Here is a 25,877-nt window from a genome sequence, read left to right as displayed (position 1 = left end):
CCTGCGATGACAACGAAAACGTCGACGACGGGTGCGGCCGTGGCCGCCCGCGCATGGCGCGGCATTGCGCCGTGGCTCGTGCCGCTCGCGCTGCTGGCGGCATGGGAGGTCGGCGCGCGCATCGGCTGGCTGTCGACCCGCGTGCTGCCCGAGCCCGTGGCGGTCGTCCGAGCGGCCTGGTCGCTCGTGACGTCGGGCGAAATGTGGGCGAACGTGAAAGTCAGCACCTGGCGCGCGCTGTTCGGTTTCGCGATCGGTGGCGGCGTCGGCCTCGCGCTGGGGCTCGCAACCGGTTTGTCGAAGGCGGCCGAGGTCGCGCTCGATTCGACGATCCAGATGATCCGCAACATCCCGGCGCTCGCGATGATTCCGCTCGTGATCTTGTGGTTCGGCATCGACGAGAAGGCGAAGCTGTTCCTCGTTGCGCTCGGGGTGTTCTTCCCGGTCTACATCAATACGTACCACGGGATCCGCTCGGTCGACGCGAACTTGATCGAGATGGCGAAGAGCTACGGCGTGCGCGGTTTTGCGCTGTACCGCGACGTGATCCTGCCCGGTGCGTTGCCGTCGATCCTCGTCGGCGTGCGCTTCGCGCTCGGGTTGATGTGGGTGATGCTGATCGTCGCGGAAACGATTTCCGCGCAATCGGGCATCGGCTACATGACGATGAACGCACGTGAATTCCTGCAAACCGACGTGGTGGTGGTCGGCATCCTGCTGTACGCGGTGCTCGGCAAGCTGGCCGACGTGCTGGCGAAATGGCTCGAGCGCGTGACGCTGCGCTGGCACCCCGCTTATCAATCAGGAGCAAAAGCATGAATGCGACGACTTCGGCGGCCGCCTACGGCCCGCTCGCCGGCGCAGACCTCGAGGCTGAACTTGCGCAGGCGCGCGTCGCGGACGGCGACGCACGGGACGCGGCGATCCTCGACCGTGACGGCGGCGCATCCGTCGTTCCGCTCGCGCGGCGGCGGGCAGGCAGCCCGGTACCCGACGATGCGGTCACGCTGTCGGGCGTCAGCAAGCGCTTCGGCGCACGCACGGTGCTCGACAACGTGGAGCTCGGCATCGCGCGCGGCAGTTTCGTCGCGATCGTCGGCCGCAGCGGCTGCGGCAAGTCGACGCTGCTGCGTCTCGTTGCCGGGCTCGAGCAGCCGAGCAGCGGTGCGCTCGTGACGCGCGGCGAGGGCGGCGGCGTGCTCGATACGCGGATCATGTACCAGGATGCGCGCCTGCTGCCATGGAAGACCGTGCTGCAGAACGTGATGCTGGGCCTCGGGCGCGGCGCGCGCGACCAGGCACGCGCGGTGCTCGATGAAGTCGGCCTGCTGGAGCGTGCGAACGACTGGCCCGCGCAACTGTCGGGCGGCCAGCGGCAGCGTGTCGCACTGGCCCGCGCACTCGTGCACCGGCCGCAACTGCTGTTGCTCGACGAGCCGCTCGGCGCGCTCGACGCGCTGACCCGCATCGAGATGCATGCGCTGATCGAGCGGTTGTGGCGCGAACATCGGTTCACCGCGCTGCTCGTCACGCACGACGTGCAGGAGGCCGTTGCGCTTGGCGACCGCATCCTGCTCATCGAGCAAGGGCGTGTGGCGCTGGATCAGCCGGTGCCGCTCGACCGGCCGCGCGCCCGCGCATCGGCCGCGTTTGCGTCGCTGGAGGATCGCGTGCTGAAACGCGTGCTTGCCGGCGGGCCTGGTGTGGCCGACGAGGGCGCGGTGCATGACGCAGACAACGTTCGACCGGTCGGGCAGATCCGCTGGGCCGTTTAAATCCGGGCGGCAGCGGCCGCCCGTTCTGAGATTTTTTTCTTCGGAGCGATCAACCTGATGAGCATCACTGCAATCAACGTACGTAACCAGTTCAAGGGCAAGGTCAAGGAGATCATTCGCGGATCCGTGGTCTCCGAGGTCGACGTCGAGACGCCGTTCGGCATCGTCACGTCGGTGATCACGACCCGTTCGGTCGACGAACTCGAACTGAAGGTCGGCGCGGAAGTCGTCGCGCTCGTGAAATCGACCGAAGTATCGATCGCGCGCCTCTGAGCCCGCGTGTCCTGCACCGGTGCGCCGCCGCGGGCAACCTGCCCGTTGGCGCCGCCCGGCATTTGCGCAGCGCGTTTGCCTTGGTATTCGACATCCGGATGAAGTGCTAGGATGGAGCGACACCGATGCCGGAGGCCAACGCATGACCCCCATCCTTTCCCCCGAAGCCATCGAGGCGCTGAAGTGGATCGACCAGTTCGGTGAAAGCCGGCCGGTTCCCGCCGCGTTCGACGACGTCGTCTACGCGTTGCTGAACGAGGGGCTGATCTACCAGGCGGCGGCCGACCGGGTCGACCTGACGGCCGATGGCAAATCCTTTTTATCCGACGAATACGATTGAGCGCACGGCGCCGGGCCGCCTGGGCGGCCGGCGCTGCATCGCCACGGAGCGTGCGATGGAACCGAGAGGCAGCGACCTCGGCGATTTCAGCGAGCCGTACCGCGGCTTCGAGATCGAGGTGAAGACCGAGCAGGTCTGGGACGGCGAGCATGCGCATTACCGTGTGCTGCAGGGTGAGGCCGTGCGGATCGACTGGCGACTCGTCAAGGTCGACGGGATACTGCTGACCGAACGACGCGTGATCGAACGCGTGCTCGACGAGGCGCGGCGGGCGGTCGATGCGGAGCTGGGCGAGGGGTAGCGCGCGTGCCGGGCAGGCACGGCCCGTCTTGCGGTAAAATACCGGGTTGTTTCCGCGCCGCCTGGCCTGTTGCCCGAAATCCATGTCCGTACCGTCCTCGCTTCCTCCCCGCCGCGTATCCGTCGCGCCCATGCTCGACTGGACTGACCGCCATTGCCGGTCGTTCCACCGTACGCTGACGCGCGACACGTGGCTGTATACGGAGATGATCACGACGGGCGCGCTGCTGTTCGGCGATGCCCAGCGACACCTCGCGTTCACGCCGAACGAATCGCCGGTCGCGCTGCAGTTGGGTGGCAGTGAGCGCGACGATCTCGCGCGTGCCGCGAAGCTCGGCGAGCAGTGGGGCTACGACGAAATCAACCTGAATTGCGGATGCCCGTCCGAGCGTGTGCAGCGCGGCGCGTTCGGCGCGTGCCTGATGAACGAGCCGCAACTGGTCGCCGACTGCGTGAAGGCGATGAGCGATGCGGTGTCGGTGCCGGTCACGGTCAAGCACCGGATTGGTGTCGACGCGGTCGAGGACTACGCGTTCGTGCGCGACTTCGTCGGCACGGTGGCTGAGGCCGGCTGCAAAACGTTCGTCGTGCATGCGCGCAATGCGATCCTGAAGGGGCTGTCGCCGAAGGAGAATCGCGAGATCCCGCCGCTCAAGTACGACTATGCGTATCAGTTGAAGCGCGATTTTCCGTCGCTCGAGATCGTCATCAACGGTGGCATCACGACGCTCGACGAAGTCGCGCAGCATCTCGAACATGTCGACGGTGTGATGCTGGGCCGCGAGGCGTATCACAACCCGTATGTGCTTGCGGAGGTCGACACGCGCTTCTACGGATCGACCGCAGCGGTGCCGACGCGCGAAGAGGCCGAGGCGAAGCTGATCGAATACTGCGCGGCCGAACTGAAGCGCGGGACCTACCTCGGCGCGATCGTGCGGCACGCGCTCGGACTGTATCGCGGCATGCCCGGCGCACGCGGCTGGCGTCGCGTGCTGTCCGACAACAAGAAGCTTGCGCGCGCCGATCTGGCCGTGTTCGACGAGGCGCGCGCGTATCTGAACGAGGCCGAAGAAGTTTTTGAAAAAAAAGCTTTGCAAGATTCAAAAGTGTTCGTATAATCTTGTTCTTCGCTGCTGAAACACAAAAGCAGCGAAGAACAAAAAGCAGTAACAGTGGTGGCTGTAGCTCAGTTGGTAGAGTCCAGGATTGTGATTCCTGTCGTCGTGGGTTCGAGTCCCATCAGCCACCCCAAAGAATTCAAGCAGTTAGAAACGGCACTGTCCCAAAAGACAGTGCCGTTTTTGTTTTGGAATTCCACAAAATGGAATTTAAAGCGTCTTCCGCTTCACGATTTTATTTCGATCGTAGACGCGCGCAGTGGTCGCTGGATTCGCGTGAAGATCGGGAAGAGCGCCACGCTCGCTCTTATGCGGGGGCGGGTAATATGCACGCAGGTCATGGAACGTGAATCGGCCGGCGATGACTTTCGACTCGATAGCCTCGTTCATCAATTTCCCCCAGAACCCCTTGAAGCCGTCGCGCGTGTAGTGTGTGCCGAATTTCGTCGTGAACACATACGGGCATTCTTTGTCGCCGCGGATCGCCTCCAGCCGATCGAGCAGCGCCGCGAGCGGCGGCGTGATTGTGACCTGTTCGATTACTTCGCCGCGCTGCTTCGCGCGTTTCACTCGAATGTGACCGGCCTTGCGGTCGACCTGGGGCCACGATAGGTCGAGAAATTCGATCTTTCCATCGAAAATGTCTTCGGCAGTCGGGTTTTCCGTACTCGGCCGCTGAGTCGCCGCCTCGCTCGCCTGTTCGGGAGCGGGACTCTTTTCGTTTTGGGTGGTCATGGTGTGGTCCTCAGTGGTCAGGCAGCAGGGGGCAGCGCCAGCGCGATGGCGATCTGGCGTACCTACACCGGCGTCGACGACAACTTGAACGTCTCACTGGATTCAGCGAGTAGCAGCGTCGTGGCCATCGCTTCGCCGATCGCCCGTGCGGCGTTCGGCGGCACAGCGTTGCCGATGCTCTCGCGTCACGCCTGATCGGACAGGCCGTCGAGCTCGAGTTGTTCTTCCGGCTCGGCGAGCGCCTGCAGCACTGCCAGTTCCAGCGTCGTGAACGGTCGATGCCGCATGCCGTCGAGAGCCTGCATCACAGCGACAGTTTTCTCGTTTGCCGCGGGCAGCCGAGGATCCGCAACGGACCAGCGGCCGTTGTCGTGGCCGGCGGCCGCCGACACAGCGCCGCTGTGTTGCTCCCAGCCGACGACGCCATGGTGGCCGCCAGTGAGGTATGCGTCGCCGCGCTCGCGGCGCATGCCCGGGCGCGGATCTGCAACAGCGAATGCGCCGCTGCGCGCGATTACCGTGCCGACCGGCTCTTCAAAGCCGGTCACGCGGTATTTGCCAGCCCCTTCGAAGCCAGTGCTCGCGCGAGGGGCGGCATACCGCGTATGCGCCCTGATCATCGCCGCCGATGACCGCAGCAGAAATCGAAGCTGTTGTACACACCCTGAACGTTCATAAATGTCGGAGTATTAAAAAACGGGCGCCATGCCAGCCCTCCATAAAAGAAGCCGCGCAACCGAGGCACCGGAATTTGCGGGGCTTTGGGGAGGTGATCGTGCTACGATTAATATCGAAACAATCTGCGTGCCATATTCCCATGGCCAACATGGCACGCATTAGATTGTTGCGCACATGTATGCGGTGCGGCATGTCGAAGTGATGTCAATCGAGAATGCGAACAAAAATGGAGAAATTTCGATGAGTTTATCTTCCTTCGTGAAATACTTTAAATTGTCTGCATTGCTGGCTTCTGTAATTGCGATTTGCCCATGCGCGGCGTCGGCTGGCACGGCACGCTTTGTTTCCTCGTTTTCCACGGTCACTGCGTCGGATTCGCAAAATTTACAGAACACGTATATGAGCGAGATGGACGGAAGTAACTCAGCCTACAACAAGCTGAATGGCGTCCATGTCACGCCTGAGCAATTCGTGTCGGTGCGCGGTAGAGACTCTATGTATCAAACCAAGGCAATCATTAGTGTCTGGTCGAGGTTGATCGGCAACGGTGGCACCCCCGTAAGTGATTTGGATGGCGCTATCAACACTTTGGGCCAGCAAGTAATTGACGGTTATAGAGACAAGATTCTCGCACTCTATATTTATGATGAGCCGACGGTCGCAAATGTCTCGAAGAGCTCGCTTGAGTTGATCATTTCAAAAATAAATGCTCGGTTTCCCGGGATTCCAACATATGTCGTGTACAACAGCAATTGTTACGTAAGTTCGTCATGCCCCTCGTCACTTTCCATGTCAGAGCGAGATATCCCTGGTAACGTGGATTGGGTCGGTTTCGATGTCTATAATTGGAACAACGACCCGTCGTTCGTCACAAACACGGTTTCTCCATATCTGACGCAATTGCGATCGCACCTGGACCAACTAGGTATGAAGAAGGCCATAGTGATTGTTGCACAAGGATTTCAACCTGGCTCGTCGACTCCATCGACGAGTAGTGACAATACGCTGGCACAACAGATGAAGAACTACTTTTCGCTACTGGAGTCGGCGAACAGTTGTACCCAATCCTGCGGGCTCCAAAGGGTCATCGGGATCGATAGCTATTTCTGGGGCGTCGATGCAAATGCCCAGGGAAGTCATTGGCTCCCCAATACGCAGCGAGCGATGTTTGATGTGGCTGGTCCAATTATCAATGCAAGTGTTTCAGGGAATAATTACTATACTCCTGAGCCGAATTTTAATGGGCAGTTTGCGGTAATCACAAATGGGGTGCCGAAGTACTATTACAAGTATGTGTCGAATTTGTATTATTGCGCGTACGCTAGTGAGAAAGAGTATCTGAATGATAAGTCCGCTCTCGGGCTGGCTAACGTGATCACGCCGATTTACCCGACGATAGAAACTCTGTTAAATAATGGTCCGTGTCATCCATAATGGAGTTCGGGAGCACGCTGGGTAATATGTGACCGGGAGCAATTCTCGGTACGAAGTGGAGGCGGGCGCAATACCCGCCTCACATGGCGGCGTTCGAAGGCCAGCCAAATGGCGTCGTCGTGTTCAGTTCATTCAACGAGACAGCCACTCCGTTCCTCTCACGGTCCGGGCAACCGGTTCGAGCACAAGCACCTCGGATTCCTTTTCGCTGTGCACAAGAGCGCTGCCGCGCTTCTGTGCTTTCTCCAGCGATGCGTGACGCTTCGGTTTGCAATACCTGCCGATGGTCACGAATGGTGGTGCGCGTACGCCGACTGGGCCGAGCGTCAGTTCGTCAATGCGCGCTTCGAGCGTCGCTGCATTCGCGTGCCTCAGCCTTGACTACCGCGGCGTCGCGCTCGGCCGTCAACGTCTTGATGACCTCCAGCAGGTCGCACACTCGAATCTCGGCGTCGACAACGTCATCGGTGATGTCGTCTGGCAGTACCGGGCTTGCGACGCACGAGAAGTTGGCGGCGACGGGTTGGTGCGCAAGCGCCACCTGAGCCACGTCGAGCGGCCGTTGCTCTGCCGCGTAGGTCGCCTCGGCTTCAGCATCGACAAGCGAATTGATTGGCGCCGGCGCTGGCGCGCGGCCGGCGAGCCAATACACGTATTCGTTGCCGCCGCCGCGCGTTTCTCTTTCGACGACTGCCTTGCCAAGCATGTGATTCAGTTCCTTCGTGACGTCGAGTTGCGGCACCCCAGTTCCAATCGCTGTGGACTTTGCCGAACCCGATAAGCGATATCAAGAAGATCGTATTGGGCTATCTGGCGACGTTCTTCGGCGAAATTTTCGCCCTTTGGGATAAGTTCGCCGGCCCGCAGGCGTATGTCGGCTGGGATCTGACAAGGCGGCCGGAGTATCGAGAGGGGACCGTCGTTGTCCGGCAGCACGCCGTCTCAGGTTCGAAACGTCCGGGCATTCAGTCGAGAAATAAAAATTCGTGATCCATAGCATTTTTCACGTCGCCCGCCTGATAACGAACGTTGAGTCGCAACGCATTGCTTCATTCCGCGACAGGCACCGATGAACCTTGGAGCCGGTGCCACGACACATCGTCACCCTGCGTTTCTTCGACGTAACGTTTTTCTTGCCTTCCCAGGCTTTCCAATTTCGGCTGTTACCGGCCCGCTTTGGTGGAACGGCGCCTGGCACTGTTAATGCATGCGTGGTGGATGTAGCGATCAGGCGAGGCTGCGGCTGCACTGTCGACATGCGTATCTGTTGTCGTCTGCTTCCGGTGCAGTGGCGGTCTTCACAGTCGGGGCGATCGTGACCGACGCAACGGAAGGTTCCGTCGTCGGGCAAGTGTCGATGCGTGGAGCAATTCGTATGAGGTTGAATCAGGCAGGCATACCTCTTCGGACTACGTCTTCCTGACACTCAAGGCGCACACGAGGCGTTCGCCCTAATCGCACACGCCAGTTTTCAGTCAGAGGTCAGTGAAAGGAGTTTTTTAATGAAAGCCTCGCTCAAGGTTGCTGCGGCGTGCGCCGCGATTTCGTCCGCGATTGCATTGATGGGCCCTGTTTGGAGCGCCGGACTCCCGAGTGCTTCCGTCCCACACACGCGCGTCGAGCCTCCACCGCGCACGGCCGTCGCGACCGAGGTTGTGCCAGGGATGTCGGAAGAGGGGAAACGCCATGCCGAGCGCGAGCACGGTATGGGACCGAATTTCAAGGAAGGCAAGCATCGCCTGAGCAACGGCAACTTTCGGCGCGACTAGGCGCGAAGGAGATGACAATGAAGAAGCTCATTCTCGCGTGGGTGCTGGTTCTCGGGTTCGCATTTGCCCAGATGCCGTCCTCCGTGCTCGCGCAGACCACCACGGCGAAAATCCTGGTGCTCTATGATGCCCCACCGAACGACGCGTACTCGAAGCTCGGTCTGGCTTACGCGATCATGCTGCGCAACCTGCTTGGCCATTTCAACACCAATGTCACGCTTGCACCCGTCGACAGCTATACGGCCGGAACTATCGAAACGTATCAGGCGACTTTCTATCTGGGTGACTATTACAACAACACCATTCCGTCCGCATTTCTCGCGGACGTCGTGAAGACGTCAAAGACGGTGGTCTGGTTCAAGAACAACCTGTGGGAAGTCGCATGGGATCCGTCGTACAACTTCACGGCCCGCTATGGATTCACCTTCACCGGAATAAGTGGACTGGCCAACACGCCAACGAGCAGCAACCCGAATCCGAACTTCTTCGACACGGTGCTTTACAAGAACATGAGCATGGTCAAGTACTATGCGTTTAACGCCAGCACCGGCGTGGTTAGTGCGGATCCCGACATTGGCGTCACTGCGGTGTCCGACGCAACAAAGGCCAGTGTACTTGTCACCATCAAGAACAGTCAGACGGGTGCGCAGGCGCCGTACGTGATGCGCGCAGGCAATTTCTGGTACTTCGCCGACATGCCGTTCTCGTACATCGGGCCACGCGACCGGTACCTGGTGATTTGTGATCTGCTGCACGACATTCTCGGGACCAACCAGCCGGTGCTGCATCGCGCGATGGTGCGTCTTGAAGACGTCAACGCGTTCACGACCACGTCGTCGATGAAGACGCTGACCGACTACATGTATGCGAAGCACATTCCGTTTTCGATTGCTACCATTCCGCGGTACGAAGACCCGCTCGGCGCCTATAACAACGGCGTGCCGCTGACCGTACACCTCGCGCAGGCGACCGGTCTGAAGCAGGCACTCAATTACGCACTGGCCCGGGGCGGCAAGATCCTGATGCACGGCTACACGCATCAGTACAATTCGACGCCGAATATCGACAACGCGGTGAGCGGCAATGACTACGAGTTCTGGCTTGCCACGCAGAACCGCCCCGTGGACGAAGATTCAACACAATGGGCATCGGCTCGTCTGAGCGCAGGCCTGCAGGAATTTTCGTCGAATGGCTATGTTCCCTTCGCGTGGGAGGCGCCGCACTACCAGTCTTCACCCCTTTCGATCAAGGCCGTTCCGCCGCTGTTCAAGACGACCTACCAGCGAGTCGTCTACTACACGTCAGATCAGCCGAACCTGAATTCGACCGCGCCGAATCACGACTTTTCAGTTGGCCAGTTCTTCCCGTATATCATCAATACCGACTATTACGGGCAACGGGTGCTGCCTGAGAACCTTGGGAACGTCGAATACAACATATGCAATATCGATCCATACTCGTGTCTGTCGTACACGTGGCAGGATCTCTATACGAATGCGCAGTACGCGCTAACGGTCCGGGATGGTTTTGCATCCTTCTTCTTCCATCCGTTCTGGCTTGAGCCCGACCTTGGCACGCCCGGCTATCAGGATTTCCAGAGCCTCGTGAGCGGGATAACCGGTCTCGGCTTCCAGTGGGTTGGTGCGTCTGACGCCAAGTAGTGTTGATGTCCAACCGGAATGGACCCACCGCGAGCCGTCAAGTCCGGTAGACCTTGAGCGAATAGAGTCGGGGGCTGTGCTTGGCCTGACAGTTGTCGAGGATTCCAGGTTGCCGTGCGATAAGGTAAGTTGTCTGGAAGATGGGTGAAGGGCGCCATGACAGGCAAGGCGCTGACGGGGCTGCACATTTCAATGACTCGTCGTCACTCATTGAAATGCGTGAAAAATGCGCAAGGATTGTGATTCCGTCGTCGTGGGTTGGCGTCCCATCCGCCACCCCACCGAATTCCAGGCGGTACAAGTAGTTGGAAACGGCACTGTCCAAAATGACAGTGCCGTTTTTGTTTTGTCATTCCCGAATGGACTTGGTCGAAGCGGGAAACGCCACCGCGAGCTGAAACGAAACGCCGGCTAACTCGGCCACGAACAAGGTTGGCATACAGTCAACGCGTTCTTAACGATCGACCACGTTGCTCGCGATGCCCGCCTGAACCGTTCGAGCGTTTCGAAAAACCAGCCACGACCACAAAGCGCCGCCAGCTACCTTGGCGACGAACTGCAACGCCGCGATCGTCGGAAACACAGTCCCGAACGCAATAAGCGGAAAGATGATGGAGTCGACCGCCGCACCCGCGACGTTCGCGCCATTTGCACGCGCCAGTATCGGGAAGCGGCGTGCGAGCTGAAACACGATCGCACTTGCTACGGCTGCCGAGCCGAACGCCACCAGAGATGCGAGGGCAATTTCCTTGGCGGCGGGATTGAGCGCGTAACTGACGACGCCGGCGGCCGCGATCAACGCAAACATCCGTGACCAAAGTGCGCGGCCGCGCCAGTCCAGGTGGAGCCGGTCTCGAATCGCGAGGTCGAGTCCGATCAGAAGGAACGCGATGATCGGTGTAGCAGCCGGTCCGAAATGAGCGACCATCAGGTTCGCGACAGCGACTGCTGCGATATAGATCAAGACGTACATGATTCCCCTGCAATAAAGAGTGCGCGCTGCGTAGATTCGGAGCCGAAGTTTGCCATACACGGCCGATTAAACGACCTGACGCTCCGCTACTCGCAAGCCGGGGCGTACAGCGAACGATTGGCGGAACGCCAAGGCTGGGAGCGACAGGACATTGTCACTGCGTCGCCGGTTTCCATCAAAGCAGCTTCGACGCGAGATTGTATGGCCGTATCCGGTCGACCTGATGTTGCGAAGTTTCCGTTTCCCGCTAAGGTTCGTGCGTTCCGTGCCGTTATCTTCCCTGGACAGCCCTCGTGCCTCGAATGCTGATCCGTTTTCTTGCCTGCTCACGTTCCGCGTGAGCAGGCTTTTTTCGTTCATGGCCGCCTTTTGTCGCCTGAGTGGCGGAATGAGACAGGGATTTGGCATGAATCGACAACGCGCAACAGTCTTACATTAGTGTAATGTGTCGACTTCCTCGTGCCCTCATGCTTTGCAGGGCCGTTCGATCCCGATAACCAATGACGGTGTCGGGATTTTTTTTGCCTGCATCCCGTTGCACTGGCAACGAGTTGCAGCGATGCCTGACGGGCAGGCGCCGACCTGATCGCGTCAGACGTGAAGGATGCGAACGCCCGCGATCGCAAATCCGATCGTTCCCGACAGGCGTCGCATCGTTTGATTCCCCCAAGGTTCGTTTTTCCGTCGTCCCGGGTCAGACCAACACAATATCGTTCGAGCGTGGCGACGTTGAGTTTTGCATGCCGTAACGCACGGTATATTTGCGACGAGACGTCCCGATCGAGAGAACAAACAGAAGGAGTGACCACCGATGCCGGCAACCCGGGCCACGCTGCGTGCCGCGACCGCGCAAGACGCAAACCACATCGCTCGCCTGCACACGCTGAGCTGGCAAACCGCATACGCCCACATCCTGCCGACGGCCTACCTGTCCGACGAGGTGCCGACGGAACACGCAACCCGGTGGCGGCAGTATCTCGATCGCAATGAAAAGGAGTGGGGCCTCGTGCTGATCGCCGAGTTCGATGGCGAACCCGTGGGCTTCGTCAGTGCCGAGCACCCGGTCGATCCGGTGCTTGGCGTGCTGCTCGACTGCCTGCACGTCCATCCTTCGCACCACGGAAGCGGCACGGGCAAGCGCATGATCGAAGCCGTTCGCGCATGGACGCGCACGCTCGGCGTGGACAAGGTTCACCTGACAGTGCTGGAGGGCAACGAACGCGCGATCGGCTTCTATGAGCACAACGGCTGGCAACTGGCGGGTATCGAAACGAGCCGCATCGGCCAGACGGAAGTCACCGATCGGATCTATGCGATACAGGCGTAGTGGCTTGGCGACATTCGAGCGAACGGTCGCACGATGTGCGGCCATCGCCGGGCGAATGCCGAACGTACTCCGCCGTTACTCGCCGCAGTACCGCACGAGCAGGTCGGCTTCCGTCTCGTGCACCTCGACGGGCAGGGTCGTTGCGCCTGCATAGGCGAGATAGCGCGCGCGATGCTGGCCGTTGCGGAACGACGCGACGCCGACCTTCGACAGGCCGGGGATGCCGAGCAGCGTTCGCGTTCTCGTCTCGCGAAACGTGATGTACGGCATGTCCGGAATCCTGTCCTGTTCAGGATCGAGGAATTCGCGAATACCCGCGGCCTTTCCAGGGGCCCAGTACAGAACGGACGGCAACACGTAGTCCGTCGTGTCCCGGTCGGCACACGCCAGCAGTTTTTTCACGTCGATCGTCACGACCCGGTGTCGCGTATCGTCGGACGAGAATACCCGCTTGAGATGCGTATAGGCATAGGGGGCGTGCCCGGGAAGCTGGACAATCCAGACTTCAACGCCATTCTGTTGTGCGTGGGCGAGTGCCATGGTTTCCTCTGGTGCTGCAAGCGGTCTTCTTGACTGGAGTTTAGCAGTGCGATTGCTTCGGCGAAGCGGGACAATACCCGGAACAGGAAAGCGGAGCGATTCGCGGCAGAACCTGAGCCGCGAGTGAAAGCGCAGAGAGGAATGGTGGGTAAATCGAAGGCGGTCATGTGTCGGCGATCGATATCGACAGGTCACGAGAATATCGCGATACTGCCAGCGGATATGGCGCGCCGCGCGAATTTCATCGAAGATTCACACTGTGTCGCGAAGCGCGGTGTGCGCGGGTCATCATAAGAACAGAGAGGGCAGATTGACAGGAGAAAACCATGTCGTCGAAACTTGAGATCGAGTACCTCGATTACTGTTTCACCGCGACGCTCGAAATCAGGGAGTCCGGTCGGACCGGCGTTGTCGATTGGCATCTCGAATCGGCTTCGCGAAGCAAGACGCTTGCGTGGGTCGTGTTCGACCGCTTTCTCGAGCGGAATGATTTCGCCGATGAGGAGGATGCGCGTGCCAATATCGTCGATTGGCTGGAGCGGCTGGCCGATCCGAGATCGGGCGCGTCGGTCGAAATCGCGCAAGCGAACGCGGTTGCGGTCGGGGTGGTGACGACGGGCGCTTCGACTGCATCGACCGCATCGACTGCCGAAATCGTCGGCGAAACCGTCATTGATATCGCCGGCGATCTCGACTGGATCGAGATGGTCGCGGAATGGCTTTTCAGTTGACCGTCACGATGATCAAACCGGATTGTCATGACGCAAGTTCTTGTGTTTGCGACACGCGGTTTCGAAAAAGTCGGCGTAGAAAAATGAAACCCGAGTCGTGTTGCTCGGGAAAAAATAGAATAAACCTGCTTTGACATTACCCGCGACTTACCGGAAACTGCGCGCGGGCCTGAAAAAATCCGCTTGAATTAAAGCAAAATAAAATTCCAGACGTGAAAAGAAGAGCGCTGCTGACGGCGGGCGCGATCATTGCCGCTGCCGGCCTGACAGGCTGCACTGCAATGCTGTTCGACGACGGCAGATACGAAGAGACAGTCGACCGATTTCTCGTCAGCGAGGACGGCAGGAAATTCGTCGTGCTCGGCAAGAAATATCACTACATCTTCGATATGCCCGAGCATCTCGGCGCTGTGCTGGCATCGCCTTACCGCAAATCGATCAATGTGGCGCTCTATGGGTTCGTCGCGCAGGGCAGCAAGATCTCGGGCAAGTTCTCGCTCCAGCTCAGTCGCACCGGTATGACCGACGACGACTGGAACCGCGCGCTGGAGGACGGCTTCACGAAGCGCGGAAGCAGCGGTCTGGAGATGACGGGTGGGCTGGACGGATCGCGCTATCTGGCCAATGGTTTTGCGCAGGGCAAGACGTGGTCGTCGTTTGCGCATGCGTACAAGATCCACGTTACCGACCGCATCACGGCGGCGGGCAAGGCCGTGCGCGTGCTCGCGACGCCTGTCACGCTTGCGGCCGACGGTGTGATGATGATCGGGGCCGTGGTGCTGTCGCCCATCATCGTGGTGATGCTCGCGCCGGCGGCGGGCGTTGCGCTCGGACCGTGACACGATCCGAGCGGCGCACGAGCGAGCCGGTTGCCGCGGCATTGTCACCAAATGGTGAGTTGCCGCACAGATCGTTGCGCGGCCCGCGCTCACAATTTGGCCGGTTGACCGTTCTTCCCCGGCCCGGTCAACCGTTTCCCCGCTCGCTCGCGCAGGAGCGGGGGCTTTTTGCCCGTCCGACGCCGGAAGGCTGCGTCGGCGGAACCGGACAGGCGTTCGGCGGGCGGCGTAATCGCATCGGTTGCGCGCCCCGGCATCCGTTCGCCTGATCCGCACGAATCGCTTTCCTCGTGCCTGAGCGAACCCTCAGGCCCATCGCCGGTTTCGGCCGGTGATGCCTTGTTCCCGGCGGCGCGCAAGCATGCCGCCGGGATATTTTTTGCGCCGGATGCGTTGCATCACCTGTCGCGCCGCGGGCAGGTCAACCCGCTCAGCCAGCCTGTTCGACGCTGGTTTCCCATCCGTCGTATTCCCCTCCGAGCGCACGTACCTCGCGGCTGATCGCGACCGTATGGCGCGTGATGTCGGCCAGCGCCATGGTGCCTTCGTGCGAAAACCGGACGGCCGACTTGCCGTCTTCGGTGGGCGCAACCGACTCGACCGGATAGCCCTTCGCTTCGGCCCAGTCCGCAAACTGATGCGCGTCGCTCGGGTCGGGGAAGTAGGCCCAGTGCATCACGCGCCGGCTTACGTCGCCGGCGTCGCCTTTCTTCCGCAATTCATCCAGCACGCGCATGTCGCGCATGATCTGCCAGTCGTCGTCGGTCGGGTAGAGCGTCTGCCAGTACGCTTCCTTGTCCGGATCGTTCTGGTGCGCGTACTGCAGTGCGTAGGTCGTCTGATCGGCCAGCGCGTCGACGATCTCCGCCGCGGCTTCTTCGTCGAACGGCACGTAGAAAAGGAAATCCCGATGGCCGTCGACGGTGATGCGGCCGACCTGCACACCACCTTTCGCGGTGATCGTGGCGTCCAGCAGATCCTCGATCTGCGTGAGACCGGCGAATTCGTCGCCGGTCGGCAGGCCTTCCGGCGTCGGATGCGCAAAGGGGACGCGCACGCTGAGCAGCGACGTGCGCGGATCGCCTTCGGCGATTTCCGCAAAGCTGTGGTTGAAGCTGATGAAAGCCTGATGGTCGCCCATTCTGGCAGGGAAGGTTCCCCAGGCGTCGGTCATGTGTTTCTCCCGTGCACGATTGTCTGTTGACGGTTGTAAAGCGTCCCAATGTATCATCGAAAATCGCGTTGGCCGGAGAAGTGGCGCATGTCTCGGAGGCCGTCGCGCGACTTGAATCGTGAGCATCCTGAACGAGTGAGGCCACGGTGACGGCACGATAGCGATTTCCGTGGCGGATCCGGCGGGAAACGTCTGCGAGATCTGGGGCCGTCAGTAACCGCGCATCGGTACGGCGGGCCAAAAAATTCGAAGGAGATACCGATGTCGATGTTTGCCGTGAATGGTGTGCGAATCGATCCGCTCAGCGCGCGTGTGACGCACGTGCGCTGGGCGGCCGTGAATCCGGCCGATCGGTCGTGGGCTGCGACGCCGAGCGAGGCGCCGGTGGCGGACGTGGCGCGCGCGCTCGCGTCCGGTAACGATGTTCGTGCAATCTTCTCGGCATCGGACGACACCGCGATCGGGCCCAGACTGAAACGCGTGCTGTATCGCGATGCATCGGAAGGCATCGAGCTCGACATCGATGCAACGAACGAGTCGCGCACGTTGCGCGATCTGCCGCAAATCTGACCGGCGCGGCATGCACCGGCGATAGCGTGTGCGGCCACCCGGATGGCGGCGCCCGGCCGAATGGTCGCTCGCACGACGTCGATCGCGAGGAGTAGTATTGGACGACCATCACGCTGCGTTGACGGTTGCGCGGAACGGTTTGACGGGTCACGTGATCTTCAGCGCGCCCGTTACCGGAAGCGAATATCGCAAACGCGTACGAGATCATGTCCAGACCGCTCATCGCCCCGTTGGCATCCGCTCTGTGTCTGGCGCTGTCGGCTTGCCAGACGTCGTCCGAGCCGCCTCTGCTGCCGTCGCCCGACACCGCGTCGACAGCCGCGGCCGTTCCGGCATCGTCGCCGGCCGCGCCGATCAACGGCATTGGCCTCGCGCCTCATCTGGCCGGACAGAGTCACTGGGCCACCGGTCAATGCACGACCAACGGTACCGTCAAGGTGTGCAACTGAACATGACCGATGGCGACGGAGCGCTGCCCGTTCCGCGCGGACGAAAGCGTGTCGCCGCGCGTCGATGCGTCCCTTCCTCGATCACGACCCATTCCCGTCGACAAGCCGCTCGTTTTGGCGCGCCGATATGGTGTCCGATCTCGATGACCCGGTTGCCGTCGATGTGAACGATCGGGCGATGGACGAAGAACGCGAATCCACCGAATCCGGCGGGTACGTCGATCCCGTCGCGGGAACGATCGCCGGCCGGTTGCCGGTGACGCTGGCGGTCGACAGCCGGAGCCTGAAAGGAAGGGCGGTCGTGTGTGCGGTGCTGGCTGCGGCGAGCCTGTGCGGTTACGTGGCCGTTCCGGCGCTCTGGCCGGTGGCGGCGCTGGCCGTATTGCTGGCGCTGGCGGGTGTCGCCTTCTTCATCTCGTCGCGGCGCAGGATGGCGCTGCAGGTCGACGAGACAGGCTTCAGGCTGATCGGGGCCGTGCGCGAGCAACCCGTCACGCCATGGCGTGACGTCGCCGAATTCCGGGTCATCAGCGTCGCCGGAAATCGTTACATCGGCTACCGGTTTTCGGCGCATTCGTCGCGCACCAGGGTGCCGGGTGGCGTGATGTTGCCGATCGCCCGGTTTGCCGATCTTCCGCTCGAAGAGGTGGCCGGATTGCTGGAGGCATGCCGCCGGCAGTTCGGTATGCCGGACAACGAGGCAGACCGAACGGGCGAATGACGCCCGATGCGGGGAACCCGCGCGCCCCGATACGAGAGAAAAAAATGTCGGGTGCCGTGTCGATTTCCGCCGGGGTCGTCCGTCGTAGCATCGGAGGCGTGCGCATCGCGCGTCCGTCCCGATTCCGATACGACTACCGACCGAAGGAGCGACACCCATGTCCACGCCCGTCAAACCGATCCCGGAAGGGATGCGCACGCTGACGCCGCATCTGATCTGCGCCGGCGCAACAGCGGCCATCGACTTCTACAAGCGCGCATTCAATGCGAGCGAGCAGTTTCGCCTGGCGATGCCCGACGGCCGGCTCGCGCACGCGTGCCTCGTAATTGGCGATTCGACGCTGATGCTGGTGGATGAAATGCCCGAGCACGGCGCGCTCGGGCCGAAGGCGCTGAAAGGCACGCCGGTCTGCCTGCACCTGTACGTGCCGGACACCGACGCGGCGATCGCGAAGGCGGTCGCGGCCGGCGCGACGGTCACGATTCCGGCGGCCGACATGTTCTGGGGCGATCGCTACGGACAGGTCGAGGATCCGTTCGGGCATCGCTGGTCGCTCGCGACGCACCAGCGCGACCTGACGCCCGAGCAGATCGCGGAGGCCATGGCCAGCGCGCCGCCGTGCGGAAGCTGACGCAGCCACTCAATCACCGCAGTTGAACGGCAGGGCGGCGGCCCGCGCGCGGTCTGCGCGCGCTCACGCGCCAGCCGTCTTGCCGCGTTGCTTGTCCTCGTACATCCGTTGATCGGCCGATGCGAGCAGGTCGGCTACGTCGCGATGGTGCGCGGGATCGTAGTCGACGTACCCGACGCTGAACCGGATGTCGTAGCCGCGCGCGTCGGCCGCGTTGCGCTGCGCGAGCGCCTGCGTCACGCGCTCGACCGGCTCGGCGACGTCGGCCGGATCGGTGGCGCTCAGCAGCACGACGAACTCGTCGCCGCCAAGCCGTGCGATCACGTCGCTGTCGCGCAGCGCGCCCGTCAGCGTATCGGCGAATGCCTTGAGCGCATGGTCGCCTTCGGCATGGCCGAAGCGGTCGTTGATCGACTTGAATTCGTTCAGGTCGAAGAACAGCAGCACCGCGTGACGTTCGAGGCGATCGCACAGGCTCAGCACGTGGCGGGCCAGGATCTCGAAGCCGCGCCGGTTCGTCAGCTGGGTGAGCTCGTCGGTGGTCGCGAAATGCAGCGCGGCGATTTCGCGCTCGGTCATGTGGGCGAGATCGCCGAGCAGCGCGAGTTCGTCGGGTTCGAGCGAGCGCGGCCGCGTGTCGATCAGGCACAGCGTGCCGATGGGCGCACCGTTCGGCGCGGTGAGCGGCCGGCCGGCGTAGAAGCGGATGCCGGGCGCGCCGGTGACGAGCGGGTTGTCGTGGAAGCGATTGTCGTTCAGCGCGTCCTGGATCACCATCGTATTGCCTTCGAGCAATGCATGTGAGCAGAACGATACGTCGCGCGACGTTTGCGTGACGTCAAGCCCGGCATGGCTCTTGAACCACTGGCGATCGTCGTCGACGAGGCTGACGAGTGCGATCGGTACGTCGAACAGCCTGCGTGCAAGACGCGTCAGGCGATCGAAGCGCTCTTCGGGCGGCGTGTCGAGGATCGAGAGCGAATGAAGCGTATCGAGCCGGGCCGCCTCGTCGGCAGGTTTCGGTGCGATTTGCATGGGCCTTGTCTTTTGTCCCGGCTGCAAGGCCGGTCGTGGGATCGTATGTCGGACAGTATCGCGCATTGTTCGCCGCATCGCCACGTTGCAAATCTGGCGACGGGCGGTTTCTGCTCGGTACGGATCGATGCAGATGCGGTAAGAAGTGGGTGTCATGGGCTCGCGTTTCGCCCCGATGCGCAATCGGCCGCGCGATGCCTCAAGGTGCCCGGCGCGGTGCCGTAAACAGGGCGAGTCCAATTGTTCATCGCTTCCCATCGCATCATGGTTCGAATTCTGTACGCGGGCTATCTCGCTTTTGCGCTGTATCTTCTTTATCCGATGGTTCAGAACACGCTGGTATTCGGCATGGGGTGTGTGAGCAGCGCACTGCCGGGCAGCGCCAGCGGCTTGTCGACATCTTCGGCAAGCAGCGTGGGTGGACAGGCGAATCGTTGTGCGCCGACGACGCAGACCGGCGCCTCGACCGGGCGGACGCCCGAAATCCATTGAGCGCGGCGGCGCGTCGTACTGGCCATTTGGCTGAATTGAGCTTCGCGCTACGCTCGACGATCATCTGCAACACGACGGATCGAGCACCGGGCGAGCGCCGCCCTGTGGCGTGCGTCAGTAGCTGGAGCGGTACGGCGTACCCTGGTCGAAGCGGCTTTGCCAGTGCGTGAGATAGCGCGACGCGAGTTGCGGGTTGTTCCACACCACGACGACATTCTCGGAATTGCGGCTGGCCGCCGACGCGCTGTAGTTGAACGAGCCCGTTTCGACGTGCTCGGCGTCGATCACGAGGTACTTGTCGTGATGGATCGCATAGGCATCGATCGTGCGCGTCGGGATACCTGCGTTGACGAGCAGGTTCAACGCCTGCTTGCTGCTCTTTGCACGATTGCCCTTGTCGTCGACGACCACGGCGACATTCACGCCGCGTTGCCTGGCGGCGAGCAGTGCGCGCGTGACGGGCGGCGACGTGAACGAGTAGGCGGCGACGCGGATCGAGCTGCGTGCGGCGCCGATCGCTTTCAGCACGAGCGCTTCAGCGCCGCCGTCCGGCGAAAACGCCGATTCGACGACCTGTGTCGCGGGTGCTTCGTGGGTGGGAGCCGGCAGCCATCGCGACACGAGGTCAATCGCCTGCTGGAGCAGCGATTCACTTTGCGTCTTGCCGAAGGCGGCGAACGGTGTGGCGAGCAGGGAAGCGGCGAGGCAGGCAGCGGCGAGGCGATTGCGCGACAACATCTTGGACAGCGAACAATTTCGAGACAGCGGGCCGTGAGTGTAACGCAGACGTGGCGGCCCGGTCACGTGCGGATGAGACGGGATGGGTCGTCGCGACGATCGGCGCCGGCATCGGTGGTGACGCAAAGTTGCGCAGCGCGGGATCCGTGTGCGCGATCGGGTTGATCAGCGGATGCGGGCGTTGGCAGCGCGCGAATGCTTGTGCGGTGGTGGCGGGATAGTGGCGTGCAAGCCATGCGCGAGTACAGCCGGGCGGGCGCGATGCGGCTCGCAACTGCAGCGCAAGCGCGACTAACGATCCGTGTGCGTCACGCGTTCAGGTACGCACGATGATTCAATCCTCGGCCGCGGGCGCTCCGGCTGCCTCGGCTGCGATCCAGCCGGGGCCGCGCTCCGGCTGCACGTCGCGTGCGTCGAGCGGCTCGCCGCAGGCCGAGCATACGGTGACCGCATGCATCAGATGGCCGCAGGTACGGTGGCGCAACTGCACCGGCGGCCCCTGGCCGTCGTCTTTCCAGCGGTCTCCCCACGCCGTCAGCGCGAGCAGGGTCGGGTAGAGGTCGAGGCCCTTGTCCGACAGCCGGTATTCGAAACGCGGCGGTCGCTCCTGATACGCGTGCTTGACCAGCACGCCTTCGTCGACGAGCCGCGCAAGCCGCTCGGCCAGCACATGGCGCGTGAGGCCAAGCTGGGTCTGGAACGCGTCGAAGCGGCGGCAGCCGAGGAACGCGTTGCGAAGGATCAGCATAGTCCAGCGGTCTCCGAGCACGGCAAGCGTACGCGCGACCGAACAGTTCAGCGTGCCGATGTCATCCCATTTCATCGTCGAGTCTCTTGCGGCGGTTCAGCGAAATAGCGGGCTCGATTATAGAACCCGTCTTCGGTTGTAACGGGCCCGGCCACGTTGACAACGGCCGCCATCGTTGTCAATAATGAGTTCCAATTTAGAACTTACTCGCGCGGCGACGCGCTTTCAACCCGGAGACAACCCGATGAACCCGCTTTCCCTGTCTGGTCTCGATCTGCTGCGCGCAGCGGTATCGGGCGATGCGCCGCTCGCGTCGATTTCCGAGACGATCCCGATGCGTCCGCTTGATGTCGAGCTCGGTTATGTGAAGTTTTCGGCGCGGGCGGACGGCCGGCACCTGAATCCGCTCGGCGGCGTGCACGGCGGGTTCGCCGCGACGGTGCTCGATTCGGTCACGGGATGCGCGGTGCATTCGATGCTTGATGCAGGCGTCGGCTACGGCACGGTCGATCTGCATGTGAAGATGCTGCGGCCCGTGCCGCGCGACGTCGACCTGGTTGCGGAAGGGCGCGTGATCCACCTGTCGCGTTCGCTGGGCGTTGCCGAGGGCACGCTGAAGACGGCGGACGACAAGATCGTCGCGCATGCGTCGGCGACCTGCTTCATCCAGCGGCCGCAGTAAAGGCGGGCGGCGACGCCATCGTCCAGGCCGGCGCGTGAACTTCCTTGCTGGTGCCGAAGGCCGCCTGTAAGCGTAGGCGGCGCCCGTCTGAAGCGGACGCTTCAATGTGATAGCGTTCCTGCTTTCCACCGACGCGACGGGAACAGCATGGAATACCGCACACTTGGCGATTCGGGCATCGAGGTCAGCCTGATCGGCCTCGGCACGATGACGTGGGGCGAGCAGAATTCGGAGCGCGATGCGCACGAGCAGATCGACTACGCGATCGGGCAGGGCGTGACGCTGATCGATGCCGCTGAGATGTATCCGGTGCCGCCGAAGCCTGACACGCAAGGGCGCACCGAGCAGTACATCGGTACCTGGCTCGCGCAGCATCGCGCGCAGCGCGAGCGCATCGTGCTTGCGACGAAAATCGCGGGGCCCGCGCGGCAGCCGCACAATCCGCGCCATATTCGCGGCGAAGGCAACCAGTTCGACCGCAAGAACCTGACCGAGGCGCTCGATGGCAGCCTCAAGCGCCTGCAGACCGACTACGTCGATCTCTATCAGCTGCACTGGCCCGATCGCAGCACGACGACGTTCGGCCGTCCGGCCTATCCGTGGGTCGACGACACCTATACGGTGCCGATCGAGGAAACGCTCGGCGTGCTCGCGGAATTCGTGAAGGCCGGCAAGGTGCGCGCGATCGGCGTGTCGAATGAAACGCCGTGGGGCGTCGCGCAGTTCCTGCGCGCGGCCGAGAAGCTCGGGCTGCCGCGCATCGCGAGCATCCAGAATCCGTACAGCCTGCTGAACCGTACGTTCGAAAACGGGCTGTCGGAATTCACGCACCGCGATGGCGTCGGCCTGCTCGCCTATTCGCCGCTCGCGTTCGGCTGGCTGTCCGGCAAGTACGAGAACGGCGCGCGTCCGGCCGGTGCGCGCATCACGCTGTTCGAGCGCTTCCAGCGTTACAGCAAGCCGCAGGCCGTCGAGGCGACGTCGCGTTATGTCGCGCTCGCGCGGCGTCACGGGCTGTCGCCCGCGCAGCTCGCGCTGGCGTTCGTCAACAGCCGGCCGTTCACGCGCAGCAACCTGGTTGGTGCGACGTCGCTCGAGCAGTTGAAGGAGAACATCGGCAGCATCGACGTGAAGCTGTCCGACGAGATCCTTGCCGAGATCGACGCGCTCCACGAACTGCAGCCGAACCCGGCGCCTTGACCTGAACCAGGCAGCGCGCGGCCCGCGCGGCAGCAATGCCGCGACGGGCCGCACCGGCGGCGCATCGCTGCGCCGCCGTTTCATCCGTTATCGCATCTTGAGCCGCGTGCGCGCGACGAACAGCGCGGTGAGGCTCAGCAGCGCGCAGCCCATCAGATAGAGCGCCGGCGACAGCCGGTTGCCGGTCGCGCTGATCAGCCAGGTGATGACGAACGGCGCGAAGCCGCCGAACAGCGTGACACCCGTGTTGTAGCTGACCGCGAGCCCCGTTGCGCGGGTCTGCGACGGGAACAGCTCGGCCATCAGCGCCGGCAGCGCGCCGCAGTACATCGCCTTCAGCGCACCGATCCAGACCAGTGCCGTGAGCATCGTCGCGAACGACGCGTGACGCGTGAGCCACGCGAACGTCGGGTACACGGTGACGAGCATCAGAACCGCCGCGACCGCCATCATGCGGATCCGCCCGGTGCGATCGGACAGGTGACCGACTACCGGCGTGACGAGCGTGAGCACGAAACCGGTCGCGAGCGTCGCCGCGAAGCCCGTCGACGCAGGCAGCCCGAGCTGCTTGATCGCGTAAGTCGGCATGTACAGGATCATGTAGTTGATCGCGGTCGAGATCACGAGCGCGCCGATCGACAGCAGCACCCGCACCTTTTGTTCCGCGAACAGCTCGCGCACCGGCGCTTCCGAGCGTGCCTGCGTCTTGAACTCGATGCCTTCGTCGACGTAGCGGCGGATATACAGCCCGACGGGACCGATCGCGAGCCCGAACAGGAACGGCACGCGCCAGCCCCAGCTTTCGAGTTGCGCGGTCGTCAGCGTGGACGTCAGCAGCGCGCCGAAGCCCGATGCGAGCAGCGTCGCGAGGCCCTGGCTCGCGAACTGCCAGCTCGACATGAAACCGCGCCGCTGCGGTGCGTGCTCGACGAGAAACGCGGTCGAGCTCGCGAATTCGCCGCCCGCGGAAAAGCCCTGCATCAGCCGCGACAGCATGATCCCGAGCGGCGCGAGTATGCCGATCGATGCGTAGGTCGGCATCAGTGCGATCAGCAGCGTGCCGCCCATCATCATCGCGATCGACAGTAGCAGCGACGCCTTGCGGCCCGCACGATCCGCGTATGCGCCGAGCACGAAGCCGCCGATCGGCCGGATCAGGTAGGACAGCCCGAATGTGCCGAGCGTGAGCATCAGCGACGTCGCTTCGCTCGTGGCGGGGAAGAACAGCTTGGCGATCGTCACCGCGAAGAAGCCGTAGACGATCAGGTCGAACCATTCGAGTGCGTTGCCGATCGACGCCGCGAAGATGATGCGCCGGATCTTCGCGGCGCTGGGGCGGACGGCTTCCTGCGAGGTCAGGGTGGTCGTATTCATCGTGTGTGCAGGTCCCGTGAAAGGGGCGAAGCGCGTTACAGGGCGGCGCCGGCCGCGGCGGGCGCCGCGCGGCGAACGGTCGGCGCGTCGTCGCCGAGATCCCAGAAGAGGCCGGCCATCATCTGCAGCCCCTCGCTGACGACGCTCGCAAGCAGGTGCTCGTCGGGCGCGTGCTGCGAGCACGCCGGGTACGAGTGCGGCACCCACAGCGTCGGCAGCCCGAGCGTGTCGGCGAACACTTCGTTCGGCAGCGTGCCGCCGAGATTCGGCAGGATCGCGGGCTTCTTGCCGGTGGTGCGCGCGAGCGACGTGACGGCCCAGCGCACCCACGGATCGTCCGGCGGCACGCGCGTCGCCGGTGCGCCGCGTTCGACGTCGATCTCGATGTCGGCGAAGCCGTGCGCATCGAGGTGCACGCGCAGATGCGCATGCAGCGCTTCCCAGTCGGTGCCGACGACGAAGCGCAACTGGCAGTGCGCATACGCGGCGGGCGGGATCGCATTGACGGGGTGCTCGGGGTTGCCGGCCTTGAACGCGAGGATCTCGAACGTGTTCCAGCCGAACACGCGCTCGGGTGCGGTGAGGCCGGGCTCGCCCCAGTCGGCGTCGAGCGTCGGGTCGCCGGGGCCGCCGCCCACGCAGAGATCGGCGAGCGCAGCGCGCACGGTGGCCGGGATCGGCGGCGGACGCAGCCCCGCGACGCGAATTGCGCCGCGCGCGTCGACGAGGCTCGCGAGCGCATGCGCGAGCACGATCGCCGGATTGCGCAGCAGCCCGCCCCAGTTGCCGGAGTGATGCGCGCCGTCGCGGGCGCGCAGGCTCAGCTTGAAATTGACCGAGCCACGCGAGCCGAGGAACACCGTGGGGCGCGCGGCGGCGATGCGCGGGCCGTCGGACGCGATCAGCACGTCGGCCGCGAGCGCGTCGCGCTCCTGGCGGCACAACGCGTCGAGGCCCGGCGAGCCCGTTTCCTCGCCCATCTCGATCAGCAGCTTCGCGTTGAAGCCGAGCCGGCCGCCGCGTGCGTCGAGCACACTCGCCAGCGCCGCCAGGTTGATCGTGTGCTGGCCCTTGTTGTCGGCGCTGCCGCGGCCGTACCAGCGGTCGCCGTCGGCCGTCAGCGTCCATGGGGACAGCGGCGCGCGCCACTGCGCGTCGTAGCCGCGCACGACGTCGCCGTGGCCGTAGATCAGCACGGTCGGCAGTGCGTCGTCTTCGTGGCGCGAGGCGAGCAGGAACGGCCCGCCACCGTCGACGGGATTGTCGACGATCCGCGACGTGAAGCCGAGGCGCGCGGCCTCGGGGGCGATCTCGTCGGTCAGGTAGGCGCGCAGCGCGGCTTCGTTGCCGCTTTCCTGGCTTTCGGTGCGCAGGCCGACGCGGCGGCTCAGGGTCGTGAAGAACGCACCGGATTCGAACTGGTTCAGCGCGTGCTGGATGGCGGCGGTACGGCTCAAGTCGTGTCTCCTCTGTCGGGTTCGCTGCACGCGCCGGATCGTGCATGCAGCGTGAAGTGCGATCGATTCTAGAAAGCCGTTTTTTTTGTCACAATGATCGAATTTCGAACCTT

30 protein-coding genes, 1 tRNA gene and 1 pseudogene are annotated in these 25,877 nt (G+C 62.8%); 21 read left to right on the top strand and 11 right to left on the bottom strand.

Annotated features, from left to right (window positions below; all coding sequences use genetic code 11):
• The first annotated feature begins 6 nt into the window (after positions 1-6).
• From ssuC to BCO18175_RS07225, 7 genes are all read left to right on the top strand, one after another.
• On the top strand, positions 7-819 hold the full coding sequence (ssuC, locus tag BCO18175_RS07255; RefSeq protein ID WP_174980044.1) for an aliphatic sulfonate ABC transporter permease SsuC: 813 nt from the start codon (positions 7-9) through the stop codon (positions 817-819).
• Positions 816-1,775, top strand: a complete 960-nt coding sequence (locus BCO18175_RS07250; RefSeq protein ID WP_174980043.1) for an ATP-binding cassette domain-containing protein — start codon at positions 816-818, stop codon at positions 1,773-1,775. Before ssuC ends, BCO18175_RS07250 begins: the two co-directional genes overlap by 4 nt.
• 57 nt (positions 1,776-1,832) lie before the next feature.
• Positions 1,833-2,048 carry a TOBE domain-containing protein gene (locus BCO18175_RS07245; protein WP_006476104.1) on the top strand — a complete coding sequence of 72 codons (216 nt, stop codon included), beginning with the start codon at positions 1,833-1,835 and terminating at the stop codon, positions 2,046-2,048.
• Positions 2,049-2,190: 142 nt separating this feature from the next.
• The gene (locus BCO18175_RS07240) at positions 2,191-2,388 is read left to right on the top strand and encodes a hypothetical protein (protein WP_027787628.1); all 198 of its coding nucleotides are present in this window, start codon (positions 2,191-2,193) and stop codon (positions 2,386-2,388) included.
• Positions 2,389-2,443: 55 nt separating this feature from the next.
• Positions 2,444-2,689 (top strand): hypothetical protein, encoded by a 246-nt coding sequence (locus BCO18175_RS07235; RefSeq protein ID WP_174912474.1) that lies wholly within the window; start codon positions 2,444-2,446, stop codon positions 2,687-2,689.
• 130 nt (positions 2,690-2,819) lie between these two features.
• Positions 2,820-3,806, top strand: coding sequence for a tRNA dihydrouridine(20/20a) synthase DusA (dusA, locus tag BCO18175_RS07230; RefSeq protein WP_254607983.1), 987 nt, complete (start codon positions 2,820-2,822; stop codon positions 3,804-3,806).
• Positions 3,807-3,863: 57 nt separating this feature from the next.
• Positions 3,864-3,939: transfer RNA gene (locus tag BCO18175_RS07225), tRNA-His, on the top strand.
• A gap of 77 nt (positions 3,940-4,016) precedes the next feature.
• On the opposite strand, the gene BCO18175_RS07220 is transcribed toward BCO18175_RS07225, so the two are convergent.
• Together BCO18175_RS07220 and BCO18175_RS40475 are read right to left on the bottom strand one after the other, a co-directional pair.
• On the bottom strand, positions 4,017-4,541 hold the full coding sequence (locus BCO18175_RS07220) for a tyrosine-type recombinase/integrase (RefSeq protein ID WP_174980041.1): 525 nt from the start codon (positions 4,539-4,541) through the stop codon (positions 4,017-4,019).
• Positions 4,542-4,603: 62 nt separating this feature from the next.
• Positions 4,604-5,110, bottom strand: a pseudogene (locus BCO18175_RS40475) (DNA cytosine methyltransferase); the annotation flags it as partial.
• A gap of 349 nt (positions 5,111-5,459) precedes the next feature.
• Here BCO18175_RS40475 and BCO18175_RS07210 point away from each other — a divergent pair.
• Positions 5,460-6,653 carry a hypothetical protein gene (locus BCO18175_RS07210; RefSeq protein ID WP_174980040.1) on the top strand — a complete coding sequence of 398 codons (1,194 nt, stop codon included), beginning with the start codon at positions 5,460-5,462 and terminating at the stop codon, positions 6,651-6,653.
• A 334-nt stretch (positions 6,654-6,987) separates the two neighbouring features.
• On the opposite strand, the gene BCO18175_RS07205 is transcribed toward BCO18175_RS07210, so the two are convergent.
• A complete protein-coding gene (locus tag BCO18175_RS07205) occupies positions 6,988-7,395 on the bottom strand; it encodes a hypothetical protein (RefSeq protein ID WP_174980039.1) in 408 nt (135 codons plus the stop codon).
• A 59-nt stretch (positions 7,396-7,454) separates the two neighbouring features.
• Here BCO18175_RS07205 and BCO18175_RS07200 point away from each other — a divergent pair, with 59 nt between their 5' ends.
• The 3 genes from BCO18175_RS07200 (at position 7,455) to BCO18175_RS07190 (ending at position 10,083) form a co-directional block, all read left to right on the top strand.
• Positions 7,455-7,643, top strand: coding sequence for a hypothetical protein (locus tag BCO18175_RS07200; protein WP_174980038.1), 189 nt, complete (start codon positions 7,455-7,457; stop codon positions 7,641-7,643).
• Positions 7,644-8,155: 512 nt separating this feature from the next.
• Entirely contained in the window at positions 8,156-8,422 is a 267-nt protein-coding gene (locus BCO18175_RS07195; protein ID WP_174980037.1) for a hypothetical protein, read from the top strand.
• Positions 8,423-8,439: 17 nt separating this feature from the next.
• Positions 8,440-10,083, top strand: a complete 1,644-nt coding sequence (locus tag BCO18175_RS07190; RefSeq protein ID WP_174980036.1) for a DUF2334 domain-containing protein — start codon at positions 8,440-8,442, stop codon at positions 10,081-10,083.
• A 454-nt stretch (positions 10,084-10,537) separates the two neighbouring features.
• Here BCO18175_RS07190 and BCO18175_RS07185 read toward each other — a convergent pair whose 3' ends face one another.
• Entirely contained in the window at positions 10,538-11,056 is a 519-nt protein-coding gene (locus BCO18175_RS07185) for a VUT family protein (RefSeq protein ID WP_051889821.1), read from the bottom strand.
• A gap of 811 nt (positions 11,057-11,867) precedes the next feature.
• Here BCO18175_RS07185 and BCO18175_RS07180 point away from each other — a divergent pair.
• Entirely contained in the window at positions 11,868-12,383 is a 516-nt protein-coding gene (locus tag BCO18175_RS07180) for a GNAT family N-acetyltransferase (protein ID WP_174980035.1), read from the top strand.
• Positions 12,384-12,458: 75 nt separating this feature from the next.
• Here the strand turns inward: BCO18175_RS07180 and BCO18175_RS07175 are convergent, their stop codons facing one another.
• A complete protein-coding gene (locus tag BCO18175_RS07175) occupies positions 12,459-12,923 on the bottom strand; it encodes a plasmid fertility inhibition factor family protein (protein ID WP_174912447.1) in 465 nt (154 codons plus the stop codon).
• 326 nt (positions 12,924-13,249) lie between these two features.
• On the opposite strand from BCO18175_RS07175, the gene BCO18175_RS07170 reads away from it, so the two are divergent.
• Together BCO18175_RS07170 and BCO18175_RS07165 are read left to right on the top strand one after the other, a co-directional pair.
• Positions 13,250-13,654: a hypothetical protein gene (locus BCO18175_RS07170; RefSeq protein WP_174980034.1), complete on the top strand. Its 405-nt coding sequence runs from the start codon at positions 13,250-13,252 to the stop codon at positions 13,652-13,654.
• Between the two features lie 281 nt (positions 13,655-13,935).
• On the top strand, positions 13,936-14,493 hold the full coding sequence (locus BCO18175_RS07165) for a hypothetical protein (RefSeq protein WP_254607982.1): 558 nt from the start codon (positions 13,936-13,938) through the stop codon (positions 14,491-14,493).
• 430 nt (positions 14,494-14,923) lie between these two features.
• On the opposite strand, the gene BCO18175_RS07160 is transcribed toward BCO18175_RS07165, so the two are convergent.
• Entirely contained in the window at positions 14,924-15,667 is a 744-nt protein-coding gene (locus BCO18175_RS07160) for a DUF695 domain-containing protein (protein ID WP_174980032.1), read from the bottom strand.
• Positions 15,668-15,928: 261 nt separating this feature from the next.
• Between BCO18175_RS07160 and BCO18175_RS07155 the strand changes: the two genes are divergently transcribed.
• The 4 genes from BCO18175_RS07155 (at position 15,929) to BCO18175_RS07140 (ending at position 18,038) form a co-directional block, all read left to right on the top strand.
• Entirely contained in the window at positions 15,929-16,237 is a 309-nt protein-coding gene (locus BCO18175_RS07155; RefSeq protein WP_174912433.1) for a phosphatidylserine/phosphatidylglycerophosphate/cardiolipin synthase, read from the top strand.
• Positions 16,238-16,443: 206 nt separating this feature from the next.
• Entirely contained in the window at positions 16,444-16,686 is a 243-nt protein-coding gene (locus BCO18175_RS07150; RefSeq protein ID WP_174912429.1) for a hypothetical protein, read from the top strand.
• 178 nt (positions 16,687-16,864) lie between these two features.
• Positions 16,865-17,407: an aspartyl-tRNA synthetase gene (locus BCO18175_RS07145; protein WP_174980114.1), complete on the top strand. Its 543-nt coding sequence runs from the start codon at positions 16,865-16,867 to the stop codon at positions 17,405-17,407.
• 157 nt (positions 17,408-17,564) lie between these two features.
• Complete coding sequence (locus BCO18175_RS07140; RefSeq protein ID WP_174980031.1) at positions 17,565-18,038, top strand: VOC family protein; 474 nt, start codon at positions 17,565-17,567, stop codon at positions 18,036-18,038.
• Positions 18,039-18,101: 63 nt separating this feature from the next.
• Here the strand turns inward: BCO18175_RS07140 and BCO18175_RS07135 are convergent, their stop codons facing one another.
• The gene (locus tag BCO18175_RS07135) at positions 18,102-19,073 is read right to left on the bottom strand and encodes a GGDEF domain-containing protein (RefSeq protein WP_174980030.1); all 972 of its coding nucleotides are present in this window, start codon (positions 19,071-19,073) and stop codon (positions 18,102-18,104) included.
• Between the two features lie 264 nt (positions 19,074-19,337).
• Here BCO18175_RS07135 and BCO18175_RS07130 point away from each other — a divergent pair, with 264 nt between their 5' ends.
• On the top strand, positions 19,338-19,565 hold the full coding sequence (locus BCO18175_RS07130) for a hypothetical protein (RefSeq protein WP_174980113.1): 228 nt from the start codon (positions 19,338-19,340) through the stop codon (positions 19,563-19,565).
• Positions 19,566-19,679: 114 nt separating this feature from the next.
• Here the strand turns inward: BCO18175_RS07130 and BCO18175_RS07125 are convergent, their stop codons facing one another.
• The gene (locus tag BCO18175_RS07125; protein ID WP_174912420.1) at positions 19,680-20,303 is read right to left on the bottom strand and encodes a phospholipase D family protein; all 624 of its coding nucleotides are present in this window, start codon (positions 20,301-20,303) and stop codon (positions 19,680-19,682) included.
• 334 nt (positions 20,304-20,637) lie between these two features.
• Positions 20,638-21,126 carry a winged helix-turn-helix transcriptional regulator gene (locus BCO18175_RS07120; RefSeq protein ID WP_174980029.1) on the bottom strand — a complete coding sequence of 163 codons (489 nt, stop codon included), beginning with the start codon at positions 21,124-21,126 and terminating at the stop codon, positions 20,638-20,640.
• Positions 21,127-21,295: 169 nt separating this feature from the next.
• Here BCO18175_RS07120 and BCO18175_RS07115 point away from each other — a divergent pair, with 169 nt between their 5' ends.
• Both BCO18175_RS07115 and BCO18175_RS07110 read left to right on the top strand, forming a co-directional pair.
• Entirely contained in the window at positions 21,296-21,733 is a 438-nt protein-coding gene (locus BCO18175_RS07115; protein ID WP_039358790.1) for a PaaI family thioesterase, read from the top strand.
• Positions 21,734-21,880: 147 nt separating this feature from the next.
• Entirely contained in the window at positions 21,881-22,933 is a 1,053-nt protein-coding gene (locus BCO18175_RS07110) for an NADP(H)-dependent aldo-keto reductase (protein WP_174934283.1), read from the top strand.
• An 87-nt stretch (positions 22,934-23,020) separates the two neighbouring features.
• On the opposite strand, the gene BCO18175_RS07105 is transcribed toward BCO18175_RS07110, so the two are convergent.
• Positions 23,021-24,307 carry an MFS transporter gene (locus BCO18175_RS07105; RefSeq protein ID WP_174980028.1) on the bottom strand — a complete coding sequence of 429 codons (1,287 nt, stop codon included), beginning with the start codon at positions 24,305-24,307 and terminating at the stop codon, positions 23,021-23,023.
• 35 nt (positions 24,308-24,342) lie between these two features.
• Positions 24,343-25,764: a M20 family metallopeptidase gene (locus BCO18175_RS07100; RefSeq protein WP_174980027.1), complete on the bottom strand. Its 1,422-nt coding sequence runs from the start codon at positions 25,762-25,764 to the stop codon at positions 24,343-24,345.
• Positions 25,765-25,877: the final 113 nt, after the last annotated feature.

It is taken from the genome of Burkholderia lata (assembly GCF_902499335.1).
Lineage (GTDB): Bacteria > Pseudomonadota > Gammaproteobacteria > Burkholderiales > Burkholderiaceae > Burkholderia > Burkholderia lata_B.
The sequence above is the reverse complement of the archived record's forward strand: the minus strand, read 5'-3'. Positions and strand labels throughout refer to the sequence as shown.